This window comes from Agrobacterium vitis (assembly GCF_013337045.2).
GTDB lineage: Bacteria > Pseudomonadota > Alphaproteobacteria > Rhizobiales > Rhizobiaceae > Allorhizobium > Allorhizobium vitis_B.
On record NZ_CP118259.1, the window covers coordinates 2,546,971 to 2,569,930 of the forward strand.

The following is a 22,960-nucleotide window of genomic DNA, read 5'->3' on the forward strand; positions in this document are numbered from 1 at the left end:
AGACCCGTCTTCCGGGGCTTTTGCCCCGGCACCCGGCAGCTATGCGAGATCAGAACTGTGCATAGAGATCGATCACGGCCTGAGGGCATTCCGGCCAGCTCGCGTCGGCCAGATAGTTGGCCTCCATATCTTCGGCCAACTCCGCGAACCGACCACGCATGGCCGTCACCCATTCGATGGACTGGCTGGCGGCGGCAACGATGGCCTTTTCTTCTGCGGTTCGATTGGCTTCCGTTTTGGCGCTGATGGCGGCGGTCATCGACGTGACATTCATTTGCGCCTCGGATGAGCCAACCGCATAGATGCGGCGACGGCATTCGGCTTTGACGGCCTCGCGGTGTGCAAGGGCCTGCGCGTCCTTGATAACGGTTTGCGGGACGCCTGCATCGGCCAGAGCTGCGGTGTCAAATCCGGCATAAGTCTGGCCGTTGTAATCAATGGTCAGCGACTGCGCGGGAGCGGCTGGAACAAGTGTAGAGAGATCAGTGGTCATTTAAACCTCACAGTGCTGTCAGATTGGAGCGATAGTTGGCGATGAGGTGGGGATTGGCGTTTGCCGCGACACCCGAAAGGATATGGCCCCTGGCGCTATCAGCGATAGCAACGTTTGAGCACCAAACTTCAAGCGGCGCGGCCCACCACGGCTGGAACAGAACCGCGCTTGTCGTGGCCTTTTCCGCCGACAACGTGCCATAAGCCATGATGAAGGCCATGCCGTAATGCACGCCGAACACGTTGGTGTTGGTCACCGTGCTAGGCGTGTCGGGAATGATCAACGAAACATAATCGAGCCGCAGACCGACGCGGGATTGGAGTTCTACGCCTGCCGGATAGCTGTTGCCGTAGATGTTTGGTGAATTGCTCGCGGTCGGCGAAAAGCTCACGGTCCGCAATACCCTTTTTTGGTCGTTAACGCCGTCCATGCCCCGAATGGTGATGGCGCTGGAAAAGGTCGTATGTTTTTTGCGGATCGTGACATCGCCCAAAAGGCTGATCGTAACCGATGGAACGTGAGGGGTCGCCTCAAAGGCACGATCAATCGTCAAAAACGCTGCGGACGGAGACAAGCCGGTGTTGGCATCATTGCCTTTCACGGGATCGACCCACACTTCGCGATAAAGACTGCCAGCGCCATTGATGGCACTCTGAACAGCGTTGTTGATGGCTGCTTCCTTGGCTTCGAAGGTGGCCAACAGCGTATTCGTGCGGGCGACCAATTGTGCAATGTCTTCCGTCAGGCTCATATCTTAGTCCTCTGTTGATGGGCGTTAGCGCATACGGGCTTCAAGTGATGCGATTTGCTGCCGCAACTCGGCAATCTCTGCGGCTTGCGCCCGATGACGGCTGAAGTTGTCGGTTATGGCCGTGGCGATCCGGGCGAATTCGACGCCGAAGAACAGTGACAGGTCCACACTCCCGGCCTGGACGGTGACGGCACCTTTTGGCAGGGCTTCCAGGGTCAGATCGAAAGCGGTGACGATGGGTACGCCGTCCGTCTTGTAGGCCAGCGGCGTGGCCGGATCGGACCAGACGGCGAGAAGTGTGCCATCGGACAGGATCATGCCGCACTCTTTAATCCAGAAGCTCGGCCCGGCATCGAGCAGGCCGGTCATGTGGACGGTGAAATCACCCACCCAGCTACCGCCTGCAATCGGGATGCGGACCTTTTCGGATTTGAGCGCCGTTTCGTCGCCGGTCGGCGAATAGGCGCTATCGCCAAAGGCGAGATGCGAGACCCTGGCCGACAGGCCGTCGCGGCTGGCGTTAAAGACGGCCCGCATACCAGCGCGGGTTAGGACAGGAATAAGGGCTTTCATGTGCGCGCATCCATGCTGGCGGAAATGAATTGAACGCTGGAACAGCCGACGAAAGCGGCAAGTGCAGCAAGCGGGTGTTGCGAGGTCGCGTTGGCTGAAGGGCGCAACACATGGGCGGCGGCAGCGGTGCTAACCGCGCCGATCCGCGCCTCCGGCATGGCCGTGACCGCCTGCGCGGAAGGCTTGAGAATGGTGGCGGTCTGCACAACACCAACCAGCCCAGCCGAAGCGGCGAAACCGACACCGAGTTTGAAGTTGATCTCCTGCGACCAGCGCTGCACGGCGCGGATCACCCGCAGAACCGCATATTGCGTTTCCGATGTCAGCAAGGCTTCTTGGCCGTCGAACAGGTGGTTGTTGATGTAAGCGACGACCTCATGGGTGTCGTGTTGGCCGGGTGGCTGGTTTTGCCACCATTGAACCCAATCCACGGTGACACCCAAGGCCCCAAGCGCCCGGCGAACACCGGCCACCGTGCCGGTCATGGCGTGGATATCCGGGGCGCGGGCCAGCAATTGCCGGACATGGGTCTCTAACAGGCCGGGCGTCATAAAGTCGCTCATGCCAAGTTCAATGGTCATGATCGGCAGCAGTTTTGCGTCAACTGTCAGCGGGTCTTGGATGAGTAAGGCCGAGGTCTGGAAATTGCCAAGGATGGCCGAAAGCGTGGCGGCAAAGGCGCGGGAACGCTCGTCATTGACGCCGGGTGTGACCAGATCGGCGGGGATTAACTCAGCCATCGGCGCGTACCTGTATGGAGATCGTCAGCGAGGCCAGCGTTGCGAACTGGTGATCAGCGAGATCGGTAAAGGCAAAACCTGATGCCTCCACGTCCGTCACACCGGAGACCGCCTTGACGGCAGAGATAATCACCGAGGGCGCGACCTGGCTGCCGAGTTGCTGCGTGTATGGCGCAAACGCCGCCACGGCTGCGGACCGGCACGCTGCCTCCAGGCCGGTAACAGCCGAGGCGCTGCGGACGGTCAGCAGCGCGTCGAAATCCACCGGCTCCGGCGAAAGAACCGTCACCTCATCGCCCATGGGCCGCAATGTCTCCGGGTCCAGATAGGCCAGCACCGCCGCCTTCAGCTCGGCACTCGGCAGGCCGGTGCGCATCAGCGGATAGATGTTGATTTTGCCCGGCTCCGGGCGCACCACGGCCACGTCGATGATATCGGGATCGACAGCCAGGGCATGTTCGCGGTAGCCATTTTTCGGGCCGGTCTTTGCAACGGTGAAAAGGGCATTGACCACCCGCAGCCGAAACCGCTCGGCGTCCTCGATGTCGGAGCCGCCAGAAACCACCGTGATATTGGCGGCGCTGGTGACATAGGCCACAGGGTCGAGAATGTCTTTGACCGTGCCGACAGCCAGACCGTTCCAGGCAGCCCCGGTGGCCTCAGCGGTAGCGGCCACATCACCGGTCAGTGCGCCAGCCGGAATGATCAGATCGGCGTCTGTGGCAAAGGTCACGGCATTGCCGGAGGCGACCCGCGTACCTTTCGCAATGGCCGTCTCGACATCGCGGACCGCCGAAAGCGTAAAGCGCAATGTTGTACTGGCAGGCTGCGCCAGAAGCCGGAAGGTAGAGACGGACGCGCCGCGATTTTCCAGATGCACACCCTCGGCAAAGACGGCGGTGTTTTGCAGCGTGGCGGTTTGGGCGGCCTCGGCCAGCAGCGAATGGGCGTAGGCCTGCAACTCAATAAGATACATTTCCGTCTGCGCCGGGTAGAGCGTGCGCCCGGTGACCTTCTCGAACTGGGCCTTGTAGGTCGCCTTCAGCACTGACGGGTCACGCTCGAAAAAGTCAGGCGCACCATTGGCGCGGAGATCTTCAATCGTCCGCTTGACGGGATCAGCCATAGGTGACCTCCGTCATCAGCAACTCGTCCATCACGCTTTCAATCGGACGCCATGAGACCTGCGTCTTGAAATGCGAAAAGGCGGTCATCGTCACCGTGACCTTCTGAACCACAATACGCGGCTCCCAGATCGTCAGCGCATCGGTGATCTCGCGGGTCAGGATCGGAATGCCGACATCCGGGTGCTTGTCGATGGCGGAAAGCACATCGCAGCCCTTTTCAGGCTCCGTTGGAACCGACCCCTTGGGCGTCATGATGATATTGGCAATCGACTGGTGAAGGTCGTCCAGCGCCAGAACCACCGCGCCGAAGACATCGACGCTCACGCCCGTTTCCGGGTTGATGCGGCCCACTTGCAGGGACCAATGGCGGTGGGTGATGGTGTCCTTGTCGATCATGCCGACAAGGTAGCGGGGGCCAGAAACGAAAATGACCGGACGTGAGGTCCGGTCAGATAGCTTTGTTTATCAAGTTTTACAGTGCGCGGCCACGTTTGGCAATCAGGGCATGACCAGCACTTTCGAAAACCGAAAGACGAATTCCGGCGACTTCATAGAGCCGTCAAGGGTGATGCTTGATTCCCAGTAACAATCGACGGCGCTGGAGTTTGTCAGGAGGCGACCGGAGAATCTGATGCGGTCGCCTTCCTTGAGGGCAGCGAGTTGCTTGAACAAAGCGGTATCGGGATCGATCATGGTTTTTGCTGACATGTCCGAAAAGGCGTTATTCATGGTCGAGACATAGGCGTCTTCACCGATCTTGATCTTGACGACACCCAGCCCATCGGAATTCGTGGTCAGTTGTTCCAGGGTGCCGGACCAGTCCTCGACCGCTGGTGACTTTTGCGCGGCGCACAAAGCCTTTGCACGGGTGCGGCGGACACCACCTTTTGCAAGGTCATTGTTAGCTGTTTGCATATCTGTCCGGGCCTGATCAATCGCGGAGATGAAGGCGACCTGGGCAGGCGGCGGCGCGTAAAAATTGGCTTCTGCGGTCAAACGAGCATCGGCTGCGATTTCTGCCGATTTCTTCTCCGCAAGACGTTTCGCCGCTTCGGCCTTGTCAGCATCTGCCTTGGCCTGACGTTCCGCCGCCTGCGCCTCGATCTTTGCCTTAGCATCAGCCTCGATCTGGGCGCGGCGGGCCTCGAATTCGGCGGGATCGGTGATCCCGGCCTTATTTGCCAGTTGCATATCTTGAGCAGTTTTAAAGCCAGCCTCTTTCGCCGAATATTCAAGAGAGGTATCGGTTACGAGGGCAAGACCCAGAGAGGCGGCGATAGAGATGAGAAGTCCGCGCCGCCGCCGGTTTTTCCGAAAAATCATTAGGAATAGACCGAACAAGGCGCCTGCGAATGCTACAAGGCCGACGATTAAATACATGGTTTGCATAACGTGCATAGTTTCCATAAATACCCCCATTGGTTAAGTTGCTTAAACCTAAAGCTGCACAACCTGTCAATTGGGGCAATTGGTGGACTAGACCGGTGGGCCAGGAGAGCCAGGCGGCGCGGAAACGTGACCGTGGTCAGACCCGATGTTCTTTCCGTTATGCGTCAAGCTCCCACTCTCAAGCACGATATTCGCGGCCTTAATCGTCACATCGCCCGCCGCCTCGACCGTCACCGCACCGGATGATTTGACGGTCATATTGCCGCTGGCCGTGTCGATCACGATGGAACCACCCGAAAAGGTAATCGCCATCACATCATTGCTGTTTGCGGGCGGCGCATCCTTGGAATTGTAACGGGAGCCGATCAGGCAGCCAGCCTCGCCCTTGGCATCCATGGCGCACCAAGCCTCGTCACCCTGGCCCGGCATCTGGAAGGCGGAAACGCCGGTGGCGGATTTGGCCACAACGTCGATCCATTGCGTCACCACCTCGTCCTCGTCTTTAAATTGGACCTTGACGCGCATGGTTTTAGGGTCTCGGTCTACGACAACGCCGCGCCGTACGGTCGGATTTTGCCGGTACTCATCACTTGCGCGCATCGACCAGCTCCGCATCCGTTGTGTAGCCGCTGCGCGACATGCTGTGGGTGGATCGGTCGATCAGGTAGCGGCCCGAATATTTGCCGAAGTCGGCCATATCGACCACCACGCCCGCCAGCGCCCGCACATCGCCCACCAGCGAGATCGAGCCGGAGCGGCGTTTGCGGTTTTTGAAATGCATCCTGGATCTAGCCATGGCCTTGGCATGGCCAGGATTTTCGACCCGCTCCCCGGTAATATTGAGCGTGTCGCCTGTCTTGACGTTGCTGTCTTCCTCTTCCTCGTCGATCAGTTCCTTGTCCCGGTCATGCATGTGCTTCACCTTGGCCTTGGAATATGTCTCGGCGGTTTGCTCCTTCAGCCGGTAGCGCGTCAGGGTCGTGCCGATCTGCGTGAGGCTGATCGTCAGCGCCGCCGCCCGGCCATCCACGGATTTGATGGAGGTGAAGATCGCCCGCTTTCCCCGTACGGTAAAATAATGGCCGGTATCTTCCGCCAGCCGCGTTAGAAACTCCAGGTCTCGTTCGCGGCGTTGTGTGACCCGTTCAAAGTTCATGCTTTCGATCTCGCCTTCAAGTGTCAGGCCATTTTCCTGAGCGACTTTGGAAACGATGGCGCGCAAGGTCTGCTTTTCAAAGGCGCGGGTTTTGGCGGTGCGCAATGGCTTGGAGATCGGCGCGGCCAGCCCGCGAATGGTCATCTTGTCGCCGCCCCGGTCGCCTTCGGCCTCCGGCTCGTCCATCTCGAAATCACCGCAGGGCAACATGCCGCCCAGGCCGTCAAAGATGGTCAAGGTCATCTTGTCGCCGGGCTCCGGCTTCCATGATCCTTTCCAGCGTCCGTCCTTGTCCTGAACGGCCACATCGATCTCGTCCACCTTGCCGTGGTGATTGTCGGTATAGGTGATCGATGTAGTTTCCGGGTCCAGTTCGGACGATATGTCCACGCCCTGGTAGATCAATGAGAAGTATGGCCGCGACACCATCAGCTTGCTCCATAGGTTGGGTTGGCCGTTTTCCACGGTGGCAGCACATCGGCATTGGTTGCGGTCTCGGCGATGACCGGGATCTTCAGTTTCACGCCTTGGGGCAGGATCGCGGGCGGCACGGTGAGCGTGTCGAGATAAAGGTGGCGATTGGCTTCGATCAGCACGGTTTGCTTATACTGGTCGCCATAATAGCTATAAGCCAGCATGTCCCACCGGTCGCCCGCGACGGTGGTGTATTCGAAATAATCGCCGGTCAGCTCGGTCATTTCTTCACCTCAGGGTTTGAGGAAGCGGACCCGGAAAGGGCTGGCGCACGAGACTTGGCGATAGACGTGATCAGGCTGAACAGGCCACCTGTAACCGGGTCTTCCAAAAGGCCAATCGTTGCCTCGATCCGCACGGGCGAGCCGCTGCGATTGGTCTTGATGATCCGGCCAGAAAGGCTTTCTACAACCCAACGCTTGCCGTCAAACGATCCATTGCCCAGCACAAGCGGCATCGGGGTTTTTAACGCGAAGGCGGCTTCAAGCTTCGCCAGCTCGTCGGCTGGATCGCAGAACTCCTCCGAGAAAAAGAAGGAAAAGTTGCGCGTGTCCAGTTCCTCGCCGATCTCCTGAAGCACCGGCTTGCCCCGTGTCGGGGCATGTTGGGCAAAAGTGTTGGCGAAGGAAAACTCTTGGGCAAGCGGAGCCGTGACCGGATCGATACCGAGCGGGATAGAGCCGAGGAGATAGATCATACATTCCTCCGGGCGCGACGGCGCTGTTCTTCCTCTATGAGGTCTGCGAACTGGCGGGCACTGTCGCGCATCATCTTGTCAAACTCGGCTTTCATGTCGCTGCCCTGGCCAGCCTGCGCGGGCATGGTCAGCGTTGGGCTAAAATGCAGGGTGACCGGTGCAGCGGCACTGGCTGACTGTGGTGCGGCTTGCAACGACATGCGGGCAATCTGCGACCGCGCCACCTCGCTCTGGCTTTGGCTGGATACCGGGCTGGCGGCACTGGCCGAGGCGACCGTTGCGGGCGTGACACTGGGCGCTGCCATAGCAGGCGCGGTTATCGCCGCCGCTCCCATTGTGGCAAACGCTGCCGTCCGCATAGCCTTCACCATCGGCTCGGCGCGGATAGAACCGGCAATTGTCTCGCCAAACTTCAACCGGTGGATATCGGACAGCGGGCCGATCTTGGCGGGAGACGATGGCAGATGATCGCGCATCGTTTGCGCCACCTTGGCAATCTCAGCCACGGCGACGGCAGAGCGGGCGCGAATGCCTGCCGCCATCGTATCCATCAGGGATGCGCCCTGATTGTAGAATGAGACGCCAGCCAGGAAGGCTTCCGTCTGCCGTATCGCGGTGGTGACGGCGGGCAGAATAGCCTTTGCGGCGGCGTCAACAGCCTGAAGCTTTTCCATGGCGGCGCTGGTGTCGATAGTCGCGACAGCCTGCATGTCTGCTTTCAACGCGGCAGTTGCCGCCGCCGTGGCCTGAATGGTGGCCGGATCGGTGACGGCGACCTTGGCTTCCTGATCGCCGAAAGAGAAGGCAGACTTGACCTTGCTCCACGCGCCACCAAGGCGCGATGAAACCGCCTCTATTGCCACCATGGCCTTATCGCCAAAGGCTCCGATCCATCCCGCAACATCTGGCAGCGACGGCAGTTCTAGCATGGGAATGTCAGGCCAGCTGAAGCTTGGCAAATCTGGCCACTTGAACGTTGGCAGGTAATGGGTCCAGTCGAGGCCGACGATGTACTGGCCCCAATCCAGCGCTCCGGTAATAATGCCAGCCCAGGAAAAGCCGGGAATGAAATCCAGCCAGCGCAGGGGCGAAATCCAGCTCAACCAATCAAGCCCGGTTAAAACATCCGCCCAGGTGAGCGAGGTAAGATAGCGTGTCCAATCGAGACTGACGATATAACGGCCCCAATCAAGCGCCCCGGAAATGATGCCAGCCCAGGAGAAACCGGGGATGAAATCCAGCCAGCGCAGCGGGAAAATCCAGCTCAACCAATCCAGCGCGGCGATAACCTCGTCCCAGCTCAGATGCGGGAGTGCATCCCATGCGTTCGAAACCACCGAAGCGAGAGACGACCATGCCGAGGACAAAGCCGCGACGGGATCAAAGCCTAGCCACGTCTTGATCGCGGTCCAAGCGGCGCTGGCACCCGTTGAAATCGAAGACCAGAGGTCCACGAAAAATGCCTTGATCGGCTCCCAATAGACGTAGATTGCCACGGCGGCGGCCACGATGGCGGCAACAATCAAGATGATGGGATTGGACATCAGCGCTATGCCCATAGCCTTAAGCGCGATAGCGAGTTTCGACACGCCCGCCGCTATCCCGAGCAATGTCCCCGTGATGCTCATCCCCGCTAACGCGCTCGTCAGCATCGAGAGCCCGATGGCGATTTGAACAAGACCGGCAGCAGTCGAGATCAAGGCCGGGGCAAAGACCAACGCACCGAGAATGGCGGCAAGGTTTTCCCAGCCTCCCACATAGTCGGAAGCGGCGGTAAGATGGCCACGCAATTTCTCGAAAACCTCATAGGCCCGATTGGCAAAGGCCCAAGCGGTTTCAAGAACTGATACGATATTTTCGGAAATCCTCTTTGCCCAAGCATCAAAGGAGCCGTCCGCCTTCATCTGGTTGATCGTGTCGAGGAGAAACTTCAGTTTGCCTTTCATCCAGTCGAACAGTCCGGCATTCATAATGGCCAGTTGAAACTGGCTCCACAGATCAGCCAGATTAGACACCATCCCGGACCATGTGCCGGAAAGCTTTTCCATCGCGCCGCCGAATTTCTCAGCCCAGATCTGCATGAGCTTAGCTTGAATGGCGACGCGGTCAGACGCCTTAACGGACGCTTTAACCGTTTTTCCGGCAGCGTTGGTGTATTCGTAAGTGATCTTGTTGCCGGTCTTGGAGGCGACGATCCCGAATTCCTTCAGGCGTTCGTTTTCGCCGGTCACCGCGTCGGCAACCGCCTCCACCGCTTGTTTGAGCGGCGTTCCCATGGCGGCAGATGTATCGCCCAAGGTCTTCAAAAGGCCCTTCGTCGGATCAAGGCCACGGGTGCGCAGTTGCACGAATGCCTCGTTGACCTCAGACAGTTCGTAGGGCGTCTTTGCCGCGAATTCCGCCACCCAGGCCATCGCGGTTTTTGCTTTGGCGCTAGAGCCTTCCGTGGTTTCCAAGATCGTCTGGAATTTTTCAAACTGTGCGGCGACATCGACCATGGATGTCGCCGCGACTGCCGCAATGCCGAAAGACGTAACAGCAGCAGCCGCACCAATGCTGCCAGCGAGAGCAATACCCCGGAAGGCTTTTTGCCCACCAGATGCAAGTTGGCTGAAGCCGCCTTTTGCAAGCTGGATCGTTTGGCGATGAAGCGCCTGGACGGCACGGTTCGCCACCTTTGCCCCATTCGATACCGCTCCGAAAGCCGATTGCGCTCCCGACCTGACAGCGGAAAACGCACCGCGTGCCGTATTCCCCATAGTGCGAAATGCTGACGAGGCCTTGCCTGTCGCCGTTGCCTGCTTTTCCGTGGCTTTGGTGGCCGATTCGGCAGCAGTTGCGGATTTCTTGGAATTAGTGGCGCTGGCGGCAGCGGTTGCCTTTTCCGCCGCCATGATCTTGGCCATGACCTTGGTGGCGCGGTCCACGCCCTCGAAAATCATGGCAAAGCGCATAAAAAAACCTCCGGTCAGTTGCCTGCCAGAGGTCGCATTTTCTTCGGGATAAATTGACCGGACATATGGTCCGGTCAGCTTTTAGAGGCATCACGAATGGCGTCTGCCTTCGCCTCTTCCAGCTTGATGGCCTCGTCATACCACCAGCCGAATTCTGATTCCGTCATGCCATTCAGATCGTCATGCGTCCAGCCCTTTTCAATCATGAAGAGGTGCTGGACGGGCAACGACAATATCAGGCCGCTTTCTCCTTTCCCTCATCTTCGTCCTCGCCGAAGACCTCGTTGATCAGCGCCAGCGTGTCACCGGCTGGAACCAGTTCGGCGAGATCCGTGACAGTCAGCTTTTCGCCGTCGAACAGCACCGCCTCACAGATGAAAGCCGCCTGTGCTTTCGAGGTGTCACCCTTGGCGATCCGCTGCGCCCGCATCCACAGGCCGTGATTGATGAAATTGGGGACGCTTGCGGTCACGTCGCATTCCTTCAATGGGAAATCGTAAGAGCCGGATTTCGCGGCTTTGTTGGCCAAAAGCTTGGCGCGGACGCCCTTGAACTCGGTGGTGGTGTCTTTGTCGGTCATGGGATTATTCCTCGGTGTGCGTTAGGAAATTTGAGGCTGAAGGTGGAAAAGGCTGGCCGCTACTTGGGCCAGACGTCCTCGCCGTTGACGCGGTAGATATTGTTCCAGGCGTCGAATTCGATGATCGGCGTTTCGCCGCCATAGACCGACTGCTTGAAGCTGGTGATGGAAATGTCATGCTCCTGGGCAAGGTTCTCGCCCAGCTTGGCGGTGCGTCCACCGGTCTTCATCATCTGAAACCCGATATGGGTGATCAGGGTGTGCGACTGATCGGAGTTGAGGCCGTCCGCGTCGAAAATATCGACATACGAATGAATTTGTATCTTGTGCGTCTTGGTCGGGTTCATGATCGACCTCGACACTTCCTCGTCCAGCCATTCGAAGCTGATCTTGCCTTCAATGGCCTCCACCGGGCGGCCCGGCAGTTTGAGGACGCCGATCTGCCCCAGCGTTTTGTGCTCGATTTCGGTATGGGCGATTTCACCCATATCCAGTTCGGCGACCCGACCGCAAACATCGACCTCGTTGATGTAGCAATCGGCCTGGGTAATCTGTCCGGTTTTACGGGTCATGTGTTATGCTCCTGGTCAGGCCGCCAAGGACAAGGCGTCGGCGATGAACTTGGTATCGACGTAACTATCGACAGTGATCCGCTCCATCACAGAAATCGGATGGCACTCGAATTTGTAGAAGAACCGCCCATCGGCGATCTGGGCTGCCGTGTTCTTCGCGGTATCGAAGCGGAAGCTTGCACCGTAGAAAACGCCATCGCCGATCTTGGAGCGCAGATAGGAGTTGACGCCTTCCTCGACCGCTTCGATGTTGGGGACGGTGCCAATCTTGTCCGCGTAGTTCATGAGGTAGAAAATGATCGACTCATGGCTCATGTCCAGAATGCGGCGGGCATGGATGAAGTTCTCGACATGCGACGATGATGGAAAGGCGGCGGACCGATTGCCGAATGTCCTGAAGCCCGTTGCAAAGGACCGCATCGCAGTGACGATGCCCGCCTCGTTGAGGAAGTTCGTGTCGTTCTGATAATCCGACGGGTAGAAGTTGATGGGCGTTTCCAGATCAACCACGCCCTTGATCTCCCGGTTCGATGGGCTGTGGTGCCAGCCTTCGTCGAGATCCGTCGCGATGATAACGCCCGCCAGCCGCGACGACAGCGGGTCCAGTCGGGTTTCCGCCGCCCCGGTCGTGTCCTCAATCACCACATGCGGATAGGTCAAAACGGTCCGGGCGCTGGACGTGTTGGCAGTGCCGCTGGTTCCTCGCGCTTCGACTGCCTGTTGCTTGGTCAGGCCAAGCGGTAGGTCGGCTATTGCCAGCGCATTGAGGCGGGAGGCCACAACGTCCATTTCGGCGCGGACGACTGCGGAGGGCGAATAGCCAGGCGCAATGATGATTTTCGGGAAATAGCCGAGGCTGTTGTAGCATTCGTATGCGCCGGAAAAGCCCCTGGCGACACCAGCAGCAGAAATACCGCCATTGATCTCCTGAACCGTCACCGCTGCCGGATCGGGCGTCGTGCCTGATTTGTGCGTGTCCGGATCGAAGACATTGTTGACGATGATCGTGCCGCCGTCGCCCTGGTCGAAGATGGCGTCGAGAGCTGCGGGAATGGTATAACCCGCGACATGTTCGCCGAAGGCCGCTGCGGCCTCGGTGCGGGTGCGGATAACAACCCGCTTGTTGATGTATTCGGCGCGCTTTGCCGCCGTGTCATGAATGAGGTGGATTGGGGCCGTACCGTTGACATAGGTGACGGCAGACTTGACGTCGCGGACGACAGATACGCCGTCCTTATGCTCTACGACCTCTGGGCCGTGGTGAAACGTTGCGGCCATGATCAGGCTCCTTCCGAACCGGCATCGGCAACGGCAGGCGCGGCTTCGGCCTTAACGGTCTCGGCCACCAGTAGCTTTCGCTCGATGAGATTGGTGACGATGGGGTGATCTTCCGGCAGGTCGCGGTAGGACGTGCCAGGAAACAGCATCCGGCTCTCGCCCTCGATGTCGAGCGGCGTGACCGGGCCGGAGTAGAGATAGGACTGTCTTGCGGGTGTCTTTGCCATATCCTCGGCTTTCTTCAGGGGGTGGAAATGCCCGGACGCATCAGCGGCGCGGGGGTCTGGTAGTTTCGGGCGACGGCGGGGATCGGCAGCGAGACTCGGATTTCCCAGCGCCAGACGCCGTCTTTTTCCTCGACCAATTCGTCGTGGATAAGCATGGCAGGACCGGCCCCGGCAAAGGCCCGGCCTTGGATGGCAAGGCGAATATCCTCAAGGTGGGCATAAGCACCGCCTTCGCCGCGAAGTGAGCGGACCAGCAGCACCAGGGAAAACTCCATGGCGCGGGCTTGGGTGGTGTTGGCTGGCCCCTTGGCGGGCGCAAACCGTGATCCGGCATAGTGGATGAGCAAAGCGGCGGGCAGTCCACTGAAATCGTAGAGCGCCGGATCGTTCGGGAAGGCCTCGACCTTGCATTGGCCGGAAACGCTAACCTTCAGTTCGCCAAGCAGTGCATCCTCAACCTGCTCAATGACGGTCGCTGGACGGGCCGTAGCCAATGCATCTGTCATGGCCGCCACCCGTAAAGCATCGAGCGAACCGGCGACGGCGGCACAATGGCCTGCGAACTGACGGACCCAGCTTCGCCATTGGTGGGCAGGCCCGCAATCGGCAATTCAAATTTGCCGGTCGCCACGGCCTTGATATTGGCCATGGCGGCGTCGTGCCGATCTCTAACGGTGTCCGCGACTTGGCCTTGGCCGCCCGACTTATCCCGCAGGCGGTAGCGCGCTACATCGGCAATCAGTCCCTTGATGACGGGGGCCGTTACCTCGGGGGTCAGCGTCTCGATAACGGGATAGCGGGCGCGGGCATAACCGACAAAAATATCCTCGGCCCAGATGATGGCGGCTTCAATCTTGGTTATGTCCAGGCTGCGGCCAGCCGGGTCATTGAGGTTCCCGATGCCCGCGATCTGCGAGACTTCGGCAAGGCCGAAAGCGGCGGTAAAGTCATCAACCGTTAGAAATCGCGTCCGCGTCATGGTGAGTGAGATCCAGTTTCGAATAAAATGAGCGGAGCGGCTGGGGCCACCCGCCCCGCTCAAAAGGTCCGGCTTGGGAGATTTAGGCGCGGACCTTATTTCGTGGCCTTGGCAGGCTTGGCGGCGGGCTTGTTCTCCGCGCCTTCGGTGGCGGCATCGGCGGCGGGCGAAGCCTGCGCAGGAGTAAGCAGCTTTTCCAGTTCGGCCACACGGGCGTCTGCCTTGCCCAAACGGGTAATCGCATCCGCCAGATCGGCGGTGAGGTTCTCGGTTTCCTGATCCAGTTCCGCAATCCGGCTTTGGGCGGTGGCAAGTTGACCTTCCAGTTCAGCGGCACGGGTGCGGGCGCTGCTCGCACGGCTTGCCTCATCCACCAGATCGGCAGCAAGGTCTGTGGCGTCACGGTCCAGCTCGGCGATCCGCTCCGCCACGGCGGCATCCACCGCCGCCTGGAAATCCGTTGCAAGCGGTGTGTCCTGCACCGCCTCGGCCAGGGATTTTGCCAATTCCGGATTGATAACGCCGGAGGCGGCAAGCTGGAGGGCAAGTGTGGTGCTAACGGCGACGGTGGCCCCGGCAGGCTTACGTTGCCCGTTGATCTTGGCGGGGCCGGTCAAGGTCACTGATATTAGATCGCTCATTTCGACCCCGCGCCCTGAAAGAGGAAACCGCCTTCGGCTCCGGTCAGAATAGGACGGCGCTCAACCGTGGTCGGATAGACCCACGACTTGATAGGCCGCTCATAATAGGGCTGTTCGACCTGCGGATAACCGGTCAGCTCATAGGTATAAGCAAAGGACGGCACCTGAAAATTGTCGCCCGCTTCCGGCACATAAGCCAGGATCGCATCATCGCCCCAGACGTCATTGGCGAGAGCCGCATCGTCGGCGGTCTCCGGCAGATAGACCGCCGCGCCGATCACCACTTTCTTGACGTCGAAATAGGCGGCCAGCATGTCGGTGGAAATGCTGTCTTTCGAGGTATATTTAAACTGCTCCTTAATCTTGGGATGGCCCTTGAGGGCATTTCCAGCATTGGGACCAAGCGTGAGTGTGTTGGGATAGCGACCAATCGAGCGGCGGATCATCTCCTTGGCTTCATCGAGGTCGGACTTAGGATCACTCTCCGGATCGACCCAGCGATCCTTGCCGGTCAGCGCCACCTTATGGTTGGCGTCATAGTTGGCCGGGTCGCGGGCAATCCGCCCGCTATCGATCTCAAGATTGAGGTCAAGAACATCCAGCACCATATTGACCGCACCCGCGCCGAGATCGATGCCCGGCACTGTCTCGGCTTCCTGTTGGTGTTCGGTCGGCACGATGCCTTCAAGTGAGTCCTGGACCAGCGAGGCCGGGTCCGCCGCATAGCCATATTGCACCCGCTTGGTAGCGGAGCCAGGCGCACGGCGGGTATTCAGCTTGCGAAATGCCTCCTTGCCAAACTTGATGACCAGCATCGACCGGTTGGGGATCGAAACACGCGGAAACAGCGCGCTGGCGATGAAGGTGGAGTTTCGGTAGCCACGGGCATGGGTGGAGAGGATCGGATTGACGACAGCAGCCGTCCGCTGGTTGAGAGCGCGAGTGGTCATGTGCGGTGGTCCTTAACGGATGAGGATGGTGACGAATTCGCCATCGGCGGCGGCGGTCAGCGCCACGGCGAACGGATTGGCGGCATTGGCGGGCGCGGCTTTGACACCACCGGCAGCGGCAGAGATCAGCTTTGCCCCTTTGGTGATGACGCCACGGGCGCGGACCCGGCCTGTGCCGATCAGCATGGCAGCGACATCAAGGCCGATCTCGGTGGCAGGATGATGGGCCATGCCCTTGACCGGCGCGTCGTCGGTCGTCACCTTGCCGTCATCGAAACCGATCAGGTCGTAAGCGTCGAAAAGCGTGGTGGCGGTTACTGTGTCCGAAAGGACCGGCTGAAAAAACTGCATAGCCTCGCCCTCCCTCAACCAACTGCCCGCACGGCGTCCATGTAGGACGTGCCGGGGTGTTGACGCTGATAGGCCATCGCCTTGTTGTGCCGCTCAAGACCGGCCTGATCGACCGGCTTACCGTCAGCCGCAAATGAGGCGGCGCTCTCGTCAACGCCGGTTTCCGGCATATCCATCGCGCCAAAAGATACGATTTTGGGCTGCGCGGCGAGAAGATCCCGCAACGCCTGGGCGACCGGCACGGCGGCTTCGCCAGCCGCAAAGGACACGGTCGTTTCACCGGGAACGGCGTTCAAGACGGCAACGAGCTTGTCTTTCAAGGCAGGCAACAGCTTGCAATCGGTAACGAGACCCTCCGCAAACGAGACGTTTTCTGCATGGGCGATTTTCGCCTCACTCTCTTTCAGCCGCGCCTCACGGGCAGCAAAATCGGCTTCGCGGGCGGCGAAGTCGGCGTTGGTCTGGACCACAACAGGCTCCTTTTTCTCTGGTGGTTGGGGTGCAAGCGGCGCGGCAAAGGCCGGGCGGCTGGCGGGGGGCTGGATTTCGGTTTCAGACAGCCAATCGATCTGGAAACCGGGCAGAGCCTTGTCGGCGTCTTCCATGCCGAATTTCTCGATCACGAATTCACGGATGCTGCGAAACAGGCTGGCAGCCTCTTCAAAGCCGCGCTCGCCAAAATCGGCGCTGACGGTGACGCTGCCTTCAGGGGCGGAAAACTGGACATTCTTCAGGCCAGAGACCGCCGGAGCCGCGCCGCCGAGAAAACCGATATGGCGCGGATACCATGTGCCTGGAACAGGATTGGCCGAGGCTTCAGGCCGGAAGAATGAAAGGCTGACTTTCTTATAGCGCCCGGCTTTTACGGCTTCCGAGAATGCCGGATCGATCTCACCCACCGTCGCATAAAGCCGTTGGCTGCTTGCGTCATAGTCAAAGCTCTGCGCCCAGCCGTAAGCAGGGGCGTCCGTGGCCGGATGACCGACGACGACAGGAACAGGGGCGGTATCAGGATCGTAAGCATCAGCCGCCGCCTTCAGGTCAGCGGCACTATAGGTGATCGACGCGCCTTCCATCGGTGTAAACGTGCCAGGGCGGAAAACTTCGATGCGGGCGGTGGTGCTGGCCGGGGTGTGCGTGGCGGGTGTGGCAGATGCGGTGGTCATATCGGCTCCAGAAATCATCTGAAGCCACCATGCCGCCCTGCCCAAAACAAAAAGACCGGACGTCAGGTCCGGTCAGTTCAATGCGTCTCGCAGGGCCAACATGAGACAGTTGTCGAGGAGTTTCAAGCCCGCATTGCAATTGTGGTGCAAGGATGCGGGCTGGATGGTGCCATAGCCGGTTTCTAACGGGGGTCTAACGGGGGGAGCGAGGAACGCAGATCATTCTCTACGTTTCGGTTGAAAAAGCCTACCAGTGAAGAAAATATGGGACGAACAACACCGACTGGTTGCATGCAGCATTGCTTTATCGCTGAGGACACCTAAAGAATGACATAGTTTAGGTATGATTCGAATTTATGCGCGGGCAGCGAATGGAAATCGCATTTAATAGCCGGGAGCTGCGTGCGCTAGTCGAGTCAGCCAAGGCAATGAGAAAAAAGTTCGGAATTGACGCGGCAAATTCACTTATGACGCTTTTTTCTGATCTTAGAGCTGCGGACAGCATTTACGATATCATAGATCTTGATATGACGCTCCCGCTTGATGGTGCCCGTTCTTTTAAAATTGAGCTTGGAGCAAGCGTTTGCGTGCTAGCAGAGGCTAACAACGGCAAGCTATTAGGCAAAGATGGCTTGGTTGCTTGGGACCGTGTTTACATGATTAAAATTATGGAAATCCAATATGACGGCTAATCTCAGCGCATTTTCTCCAGATTGGACAACTCCACCCGGCAGCACAATCAAGCGGATCATGTCAAAACGGGGACTATCCGTTGATGAGTTGGCTATGGAAATTGAATTCTCTGAGGCTAAGACGCAGGGCCTCATTGATGGTGAAGTATATATCGATGAGGAGCTTGCAAAGCGCTTAAGCTCTGCGCTTGGGGCAAGCCATAATTTTTGGATAAACAGAGAGCGCCAGTATCGTGATGACCTGATGCGATTAAATCCAAATATGCAAAATTTTCAATCATTGGATGCATTTTGGGCGAAAGCCTTCCCATGGAGGGATATGTGCAAACTCGGTTGGTTACCTTCCACAACCACCAAACAAAATTTCATTGAGACTCTTCAAAAGTTCTTCGACGTAAGGACACCCGAAGATTGGGTGAGCCGTTATAAGCCTACGGAGACGCTTGCCGCATTCAGAACATCACCTTCATTTGAATCAAGTCCACCTGCTGTCACGGCTTGGTTGCGATGGGCTGAGATAAAAGCCTCAGAGGTTGAGTGTAATCCTTGGAATCGCGATGCTCTTATCGCTAGCATAGCTGATATGCGTAAGCTGACGCGGCGAAATCACCCGTCAAAATTCATACCTGATCTACGTCGGTTGTGCGCCAGTGCAGGGGTTGCCTTGGTTATTGCACCGGCTCCGGACGGTTGCCGCGCAAGTGGTGCAACCCGTTTTTTAAGCCCGGAAAAAGCCCTTATTGTTTTGAGCCTACGATTTAGGTCTGATGACCATTTTTGGTTTACTTTTTTCCATGAAGTTGGTCATCTAGTGCTTCATAGCAAAGATGATTTATTCCTAGAGGATAACAGCGACGTAAATTCCGTAGAAGAAATTGAAGCAAACGAGTTTTCCGCGAATACTTTGGTCCCGTCTGAATTACGCGACGAGATGCTATCTCTAAAACCTAGATCAGATGCAATTTCTCGCTTCTCAATACACGCGGGCATATCGAGCGGTATCGTTGTGGGGCAATTGCAGCATGTTGGAAGATTGGGACGAAACCAGATGAACCGCCTAAAAAGGCGGTATCAGTGGGACGATTTCAACCTCTAAAGTACTCGTACTGTGTCGGGCTTTTTTGCCAATTACATAAAGAGTCCTCAAGCGCTTGCATGCCGACATTAAGTTTCGAATCAATCTCGATTAGACGCCGATCTAATTCCTTAGCTGAAATGTCTGCGTCGACGTTGCCGCCAAAAAGCAACCTAGCGCCCCGTTGTGGTCCTGTTGCGTTGTGCCACAAATAAGCCGAGCCCGGCTCTATTGGCGCTAGACCAAGTTTACCAAGCATCGTTAAAAAATCAAATCGTCCTAACCTGCCAAAGCGCTTGACGGCACTCATCGAACGATACATGTAGTCAAATACTTCATGAGGATTTTGACCCACCAGTGTATGGATTTGGCGGATCATATCCTTGTGATTTCCATAAGGTTTAATCCAATCTACGTACGATTTAAAAACAGCAGCCGTGCCTGCATTTGAATCTGCACTAATACTTTCATACTTGCGATGATTGCTAAACCGTTCTTTCGTGAACTCGTGCTGATTTGCATTTAGCCAGACTTGGAAATCAGTTGTATTTGAGCTGATAGATAACCAGTCCCATCGTCCAGCACCTCCTAGCTGTCCGTAAATTTTCCCTGCTAGCCGCCAACCATAAGTGGCGTGCTTTCCAAAATGAACAGCCAGGAACACCAACCAAAATGCTTCATCAAGATTGCCGCTGCGGCTATGAAGAACCGCCGCTTTGAGCGGGTCAAAAAGAGCTGAGTTTGGATCCATTCTATTTGAGGAATGCTTAGCATCTCGGATATGGAATATGTATTCAATGCGCCGTCTGCTGTCATAAAGCTGCATCGCTAAACACTTGGTGTGTTCAACCGTCTCTAAACCCGGCAAAATCAAGCCAGTATTAATTAATTCGTTAAACGTCTGAACGTATTTTTCAACGAAACCAATTTCATTTTTCTTCATCAATCCCGCCTTTAAATTCCAGTAAATCCAGGCAAAACAAGCTGAGTCCCCATTGCCTCCTGCAATTCTATCTCACGTCCCCGAATAGAAGCGTCATATACGGGTGAAGACATTTCCCTTTTCTGCATAATTATTCCACGCAAGTCGCGCTGATCGGACATCTTTTTAATTAACAACAAACGAGCCAAATCTATCCAATAAGGCTCTACCCCTTCTGACGAAGGAATTTCATGGCCTCCTTCGCGTATCAGGCGTTCCGCCTCTAACAACCAATCCATCGCTTTACTTGGATCGCCCTTTGGCATTGGCGGCATATCAAGTTTTTCTGGCCAGCCCGCCGCTATATATCTTTTGGCCGCGTCTTCATCCTTGTCATAAAGATGCAAGCTACCCACCGCATGGTTGTATGTGCCAAGCTCGTGGTTTGTGTGTCTAGCAACAAACTCTTGGAGCATGGTAAAGGCAAAAATATCATGAGGTAAGCCTCTGTAAGCATCGTTCGATCGCATTGAAACCAAAACGTGAAGCTTTTTCCCGCGTGCTAAAAATTGAATCGTACATGTGCAGGGAACGTCGTTGTTTCCCATGTCTTCTTTGTCAAATATCTGAATAACGGCTTGGCGTGTATCGTGCCTATCAGGGTTATTGATTAGCGTTATGATATTTTTTAGCTGTCCTTGATCTTTTCCAAAAATTCTAGGTCCATAGGCTCCTTCCGCCGAGATAGCCTCGGCAGACAGTTTGCAAAATTTCCTGTAACTCTTGATGTAATACTCAATTACATCCAAGCGATCCGACCCCGAAAAATACCATAAGGTTTCTCCCAAGCAGCTAAAAAGCGTTGCTCTCTGCTCGGTTCTGCTAAAGCGCGAACGTGGATTTTTCAGTTTTAGTAATACGCCTACCGCCTCTCTGTTGGGGCCTTTTGTAGGGCTGACTCTATTGTTGCTTTTTAGTAGAGCTCGATAAACAGAGCCAAGCAGGTCGTCTAATGTATCTCGTACAAAGTACATGCTAGCCCGCTTGCCCCCGCCGAATCGTCCAATCAACAGAGCTTAAACACAATCCTCAAAAATACTAAAGGTGGAAGTAGTTTACGGCGCAACCATTCAGACAAAATGCTGACTTACTCCACCGCTAACCAGTGTTCCGCAATAGTCACGACCTCATCCTCATCTGCAACAGAAAGCCCGAGATAAGGCCGCGCCGTGAGGGTCACTTTCTTGCCCAGACCAGCGTCACCACCAAACTGGTGGATGGCGGCGTAAATCAAGCTTGAGCCGATCCGCACATCGGTATCGCTGGCTAGCATGTTGATGGAGTTCATTAGATCGCCAGAGGCGCGCAGGATGGTGGTGGTGGCGTTGCCGTGTTTTTTCGAGCGCAGGTTGAGGGTGCTCTGGGATAGGGTTTTCCAGCGGTTGCCATCCGGCGCGCTTTCATTCTCGAAATTGTCCTTGACCGAATTCAGCAGATGTTCGCCGACATTTTTGTAAAAGCCTGCCGGACGCTGCATCTTGCCTATCAGTTCGGTCAGTTTTTCGCGCATGTCGGCGTCGTCAATGGTCGCCTTGTAGCTGATACCGGTCATCTCGACTTTTCCTCGTAGCGGTCATATATTGGTTTTGTCAGCGGACGAGACCGGCGATGGTCACGCCAGTTCGTTGACGCAGAGGCCGGATCGCTCCCGGTCTTTTATTTTTCCGGGCGCTTGTAGATCAGCTTGCCGACGCGCCGCTTTTCCAAAGCCGAGAAATCAGGCTCCCCGCGCTTATCGGTGAAGTCGAAGCTGGTGATGGCCTCCCAGCCTCGTTCGCCAATCTCGAATACGACCTGGATGGCGGTTTTCGGATCGACACGGATGTAACGGCGATCCACCACAAGATCTCCGCTCTCGACTTTGTGCGCCACACCCATCCAGATCTCGTCAGGGTCAATCAACGCTTCGGCCATCATCGACATAACGCGGTGGCGATTGCGTTTCAGCGCCTTGAAAGCACCTTCGCGGTTTCGAAATAGCAGATCGGAAACAGGGATACGATTGCCCGCCGCGTCTTCAAACAGCACGGCTTTGCCAATGTCAGCGCCGAACGGTTCAAGGAAGGCCCGTACATAGTCCTCTGGAGCAAGCCCATCTTCAAGCGTCTTGGCCTTGAATGGCTTTGCCGCCTTTAGCAGCTCGTCCAGCGGTTCGGGGGCGTCGATCTCCACCGCCATGCGCGGATTGTCCAGGACTTCGTGGCCTTGCTCCATCAGATTCGACGGCGTCAAGCCGCGCTCCCAAAGGTCACCGGGCTGATAGTCCCAGCCATAACCGACGCCTTGCGGTTGTTCGATCAGCTGGCCGGTCAGCGGGTCCTTCATCGGTTCCGTTAGAATTTCGGGAGATGGATCGGGGCCGTCTTTGCCCATACGCTTCAGGTCTCGCAGGGAACGCGAGCGCACACCGCAGGAACAATGCCAGTCGTTCGGTGGGAAATGGGTCTGCCAGAACGGATCATCATGCGGATAGCATTTGCCGTGCCACGCCAGATGTTGGGTGCGCGGAATTTTCGGCTTGCGGGTTTCACCGTGGCGATATTCCCAATATGGGCGCAGCTTCAGCACATCCGGGTCGCGCATCTGCTTGAGCCGCCCCGCCATGTGGCTGGTGCGCAGGTTGGTTTCAAAGATCACCCGGCTGCGCCAGCCGCGTTCACCCTTATAAGCCCAGCCGTATTTGGCAACGATCCGGTCAAAGTCCTTTTGGAAATCAGCGAAGGTGGTGCCGCTTTGCATGGCGCTGGCAATGGCGGTCTGAAAATCCGACAGCATGGCGAGATCGGTGGCACCAGCAATAACAAAGGCGCGATCGTGGGTGCCGCGCAAAGCATCGCTCCACGCCTTGGTCGGCTTGCCCCGTTTTTGGGTAAAGAAGTCAATCTGCTCCTTGAACGGCTGGTTGAATACGTCAGCGTCGGCAAAACGGGCGTCATCGTCCTCGCCGTCAGTAAACGCGGCCTCGCGTCCATGAAGGGCTGCCAGCTCCAAGCCATCGCCCAGCAGTTTGCCAAGTGCATCAGGGGTCCACTTTGCACCAAGGGTGAGAATAGCGCGGGCGGCGTCTGGATAATCAGGCGCGGCCTCAATGGCGGTGCGGATGGTGTTGAGGC

29 protein-coding genes are annotated in these 22,960 nt (G+C 57.1%); 2 read left to right on the forward strand and 27 right to left on the reverse strand.

Annotated elements, in window-relative coordinates:
* Positions 1–49: 49 nt before the first annotated feature.
* From G6L01_RS12290 to G6L01_RS12400, 23 genes are all read right to left on the reverse strand, one after another.
* Entirely contained in the window at positions 50–493 is a 444-nt protein-coding gene (locus G6L01_RS12290) for a hypothetical protein (protein ID WP_070166628.1), read from the reverse strand.
* Between the two features lie 7 nt (positions 494–500).
* Positions 501–1,244, reverse strand: a complete 744-nt coding sequence (locus G6L01_RS12295; RefSeq protein ID WP_070166629.1) for a hypothetical protein — start codon at positions 1,242–1,244, stop codon at positions 501–503.
* A gap of 24 nt (positions 1,245–1,268) precedes the next feature.
* Positions 1,269–1,817: a phage tail-collar fiber domain-containing protein gene (locus G6L01_RS12300; RefSeq protein WP_081344177.1), complete on the reverse strand. Its 549-nt coding sequence runs from the start codon at positions 1,815–1,817 to the stop codon at positions 1,269–1,271.
* Positions 1,814–2,557 (reverse strand): phage tail protein I, encoded by a 744-nt coding sequence (locus G6L01_RS12305; RefSeq protein WP_070166631.1) that lies wholly within the window; start codon positions 2,555–2,557, stop codon positions 1,814–1,816. Before G6L01_RS12305 ends, G6L01_RS12300 begins: the two co-directional genes overlap by 4 nt.
* The gene (locus tag G6L01_RS12310) at positions 2,550–3,683 is read right to left on the reverse strand and encodes a baseplate J/gp47 family protein (RefSeq protein ID WP_156584163.1); all 1,134 of its coding nucleotides are present in this window, start codon (positions 3,681–3,683) and stop codon (positions 2,550–2,552) included. The genes G6L01_RS12305 and G6L01_RS12310 overlap by 8 nt, the downstream gene beginning before the upstream one ends.
* Positions 3,676–4,080, reverse strand: a complete 405-nt coding sequence (locus G6L01_RS12315) for a GPW/gp25 family protein (RefSeq protein ID WP_070166633.1) — start codon at positions 4,078–4,080, stop codon at positions 3,676–3,678. The genes G6L01_RS12310 and G6L01_RS12315 overlap by 8 nt, the downstream gene beginning before the upstream one ends.
* A 102-nt stretch (positions 4,081–4,182) precedes the next feature.
* A complete protein-coding gene (locus G6L01_RS12320; RefSeq protein ID WP_139190359.1) occupies positions 4,183–5,103 on the reverse strand; it encodes a hypothetical protein in 921 nt (306 codons plus the stop codon).
* 57 nt (positions 5,104–5,160) lie between these two features.
* A complete protein-coding gene (locus G6L01_RS12325; protein WP_139190358.1) occupies positions 5,161–5,673 on the reverse strand; it encodes a phage baseplate assembly protein V in 513 nt (170 codons plus the stop codon).
* Complete coding sequence (locus tag G6L01_RS12330; protein ID WP_081344179.1) at positions 5,660–6,658, reverse strand: phage late control D family protein; 999 nt, start codon at positions 6,656–6,658, stop codon at positions 5,660–5,662. The genes G6L01_RS12325 and G6L01_RS12330 overlap by 14 nt, the downstream gene beginning before the upstream one ends.
* Positions 6,658–6,927, reverse strand: coding sequence for a tail protein X (locus G6L01_RS12335; RefSeq protein ID WP_070166637.1), 270 nt, complete (start codon positions 6,925–6,927; stop codon positions 6,658–6,660). The genes G6L01_RS12330 and G6L01_RS12335 overlap by 1 nt, the downstream gene beginning before the upstream one ends.
* Complete coding sequence (locus G6L01_RS12340; RefSeq protein WP_070166638.1) at positions 6,924–7,400, reverse strand: phage tail protein; 477 nt, start codon at positions 7,398–7,400, stop codon at positions 6,924–6,926. Before G6L01_RS12340 ends, G6L01_RS12335 begins: the two co-directional genes overlap by 4 nt.
* Positions 7,397–10,354: a tape measure protein gene (locus G6L01_RS12345; RefSeq protein ID WP_071207271.1), complete on the reverse strand. Its 2,958-nt coding sequence runs from the start codon at positions 10,352–10,354 to the stop codon at positions 7,397–7,399. The genes G6L01_RS12340 and G6L01_RS12345 overlap by 4 nt, the downstream gene beginning before the upstream one ends.
* Before the next feature lie 74 nt (positions 10,355–10,428).
* Positions 10,429–10,560, reverse strand: coding sequence for a hypothetical protein (locus tag G6L01_RS12350; RefSeq protein WP_267970280.1), 132 nt, complete (start codon positions 10,558–10,560; stop codon positions 10,429–10,431).
* A gap of 29 nt (positions 10,561–10,589) precedes the next feature.
* Positions 10,590–10,934 carry a hypothetical protein gene (locus tag G6L01_RS12355; RefSeq protein ID WP_070166640.1) on the reverse strand — a complete coding sequence of 115 codons (345 nt, stop codon included), beginning with the start codon at positions 10,932–10,934 and terminating at the stop codon, positions 10,590–10,592.
* Positions 10,935–10,993: 59 nt separating this feature from the next.
* Positions 10,994–11,506: a phage major tail tube protein gene (locus G6L01_RS12360; protein WP_070166641.1), complete on the reverse strand. Its 513-nt coding sequence runs from the start codon at positions 11,504–11,506 to the stop codon at positions 10,994–10,996.
* 15 nt (positions 11,507–11,521) lie between these two features.
* Positions 11,522–12,784, reverse strand: a complete 1,263-nt coding sequence (locus tag G6L01_RS12365) for a phage tail sheath family protein (RefSeq protein ID WP_070166642.1) — start codon at positions 12,782–12,784, stop codon at positions 11,522–11,524.
* A 2-nt stretch (positions 12,785–12,786) separates the two neighbouring features.
* Complete coding sequence (locus tag G6L01_RS12370; protein ID WP_070166643.1) at positions 12,787–13,011, reverse strand: hypothetical protein; 225 nt, start codon at positions 13,009–13,011, stop codon at positions 12,787–12,789.
* A 14-nt stretch (positions 13,012–13,025) separates the two neighbouring features.
* Entirely contained in the window at positions 13,026–13,517 is a 492-nt protein-coding gene (locus tag G6L01_RS12375; protein ID WP_070166644.1) for a Gp37 family protein, read from the reverse strand.
* A complete protein-coding gene (locus G6L01_RS12380; RefSeq protein ID WP_070166645.1) occupies positions 13,514–13,990 on the reverse strand; it encodes a phage protein Gp36 family protein in 477 nt (158 codons plus the stop codon). Before G6L01_RS12380 ends, G6L01_RS12375 begins: the two co-directional genes overlap by 4 nt.
* 95 nt (positions 13,991–14,085) lie before the next feature.
* The gene (locus G6L01_RS12385) at positions 14,086–14,631 is read right to left on the reverse strand and encodes a hypothetical protein (protein WP_070166646.1); all 546 of its coding nucleotides are present in this window, start codon (positions 14,629–14,631) and stop codon (positions 14,086–14,088) included.
* Positions 14,628–15,581 (reverse strand): major capsid protein, encoded by a 954-nt coding sequence (locus tag G6L01_RS12390; RefSeq protein ID WP_070166647.1) that lies wholly within the window; start codon positions 15,579–15,581, stop codon positions 14,628–14,630. Before G6L01_RS12390 ends, G6L01_RS12385 begins: the two co-directional genes overlap by 4 nt.
* Positions 15,582–15,593: 12 nt before the next feature.
* Positions 15,594–15,932 carry a capsid cement protein gene (locus tag G6L01_RS12395; RefSeq protein ID WP_070166648.1) on the reverse strand — a complete coding sequence of 113 codons (339 nt, stop codon included), beginning with the start codon at positions 15,930–15,932 and terminating at the stop codon, positions 15,594–15,596.
* Positions 15,933–15,946: 14 nt separating this feature from the next.
* Positions 15,947–17,098, reverse strand: a complete 1,152-nt coding sequence (locus G6L01_RS12400; protein ID WP_174089262.1) for a hypothetical protein — start codon at positions 17,096–17,098, stop codon at positions 15,947–15,949.
* Positions 17,099–17,469: 371 nt separating this feature from the next.
* Here G6L01_RS12400 and G6L01_RS12405 point away from each other — a divergent pair, with 371 nt between their 5' ends.
* Together G6L01_RS12405 and G6L01_RS12410 are read left to right on the forward strand one after the other, a co-directional pair.
* Positions 17,470–17,790 (forward strand): hypothetical protein, encoded by a 321-nt coding sequence (locus tag G6L01_RS12405; RefSeq protein ID WP_139190356.1) that lies wholly within the window; start codon positions 17,470–17,472, stop codon positions 17,788–17,790.
* Positions 17,780–18,886 carry an ImmA/IrrE family metallo-endopeptidase gene (locus tag G6L01_RS12410; protein WP_070166651.1) on the forward strand — a complete coding sequence of 369 codons (1,107 nt, stop codon included), beginning with the start codon at positions 17,780–17,782 and terminating at the stop codon, positions 18,884–18,886. The genes G6L01_RS12405 and G6L01_RS12410 overlap by 11 nt, the downstream gene beginning before the upstream one ends.
* Here G6L01_RS12410 and G6L01_RS12415 read toward each other — a convergent pair.
* The 4 genes from G6L01_RS12415 to G6L01_RS12430 all read right to left on the reverse strand — a co-directional run bounded on the left by G6L01_RS12415 (position 18,876) and on the right by G6L01_RS12430 (position 22,838).
* Positions 18,876–19,808, reverse strand: a complete 933-nt coding sequence (locus G6L01_RS12415) for an alpha-glutamyl/putrescinyl thymine pyrophosphorylase clade 3 protein (RefSeq protein WP_070166652.1) — start codon at positions 19,806–19,808, stop codon at positions 18,876–18,878. The genes G6L01_RS12410 and G6L01_RS12415 overlap by 11 nt on opposite strands.
* Positions 19,809–19,819: 11 nt before the next feature.
* The gene (locus tag G6L01_RS12420) at positions 19,820–20,821 is read right to left on the reverse strand and encodes a thymidylate synthase (protein ID WP_070166653.1); all 1,002 of its coding nucleotides are present in this window, start codon (positions 20,819–20,821) and stop codon (positions 19,820–19,822) included.
* Positions 20,822–20,934: 113 nt separating this feature from the next.
* Positions 20,935–21,399 carry a phage virion morphogenesis protein gene (locus G6L01_RS12425; protein ID WP_070166654.1) on the reverse strand — a complete coding sequence of 155 codons (465 nt, stop codon included), beginning with the start codon at positions 21,397–21,399 and terminating at the stop codon, positions 20,935–20,937.
* Between the two features lie 104 nt (positions 21,400–21,503).
* On the reverse strand, positions 21,504–22,838 hold the full coding sequence (locus tag G6L01_RS12430) for a PBECR2 nuclease fold domain-containing protein (RefSeq protein ID WP_234892027.1): 1,335 nt from the start codon (positions 22,836–22,838) through the stop codon (positions 21,504–21,506).
* Positions 22,839–22,960: the final 122 nt, after the last annotated feature.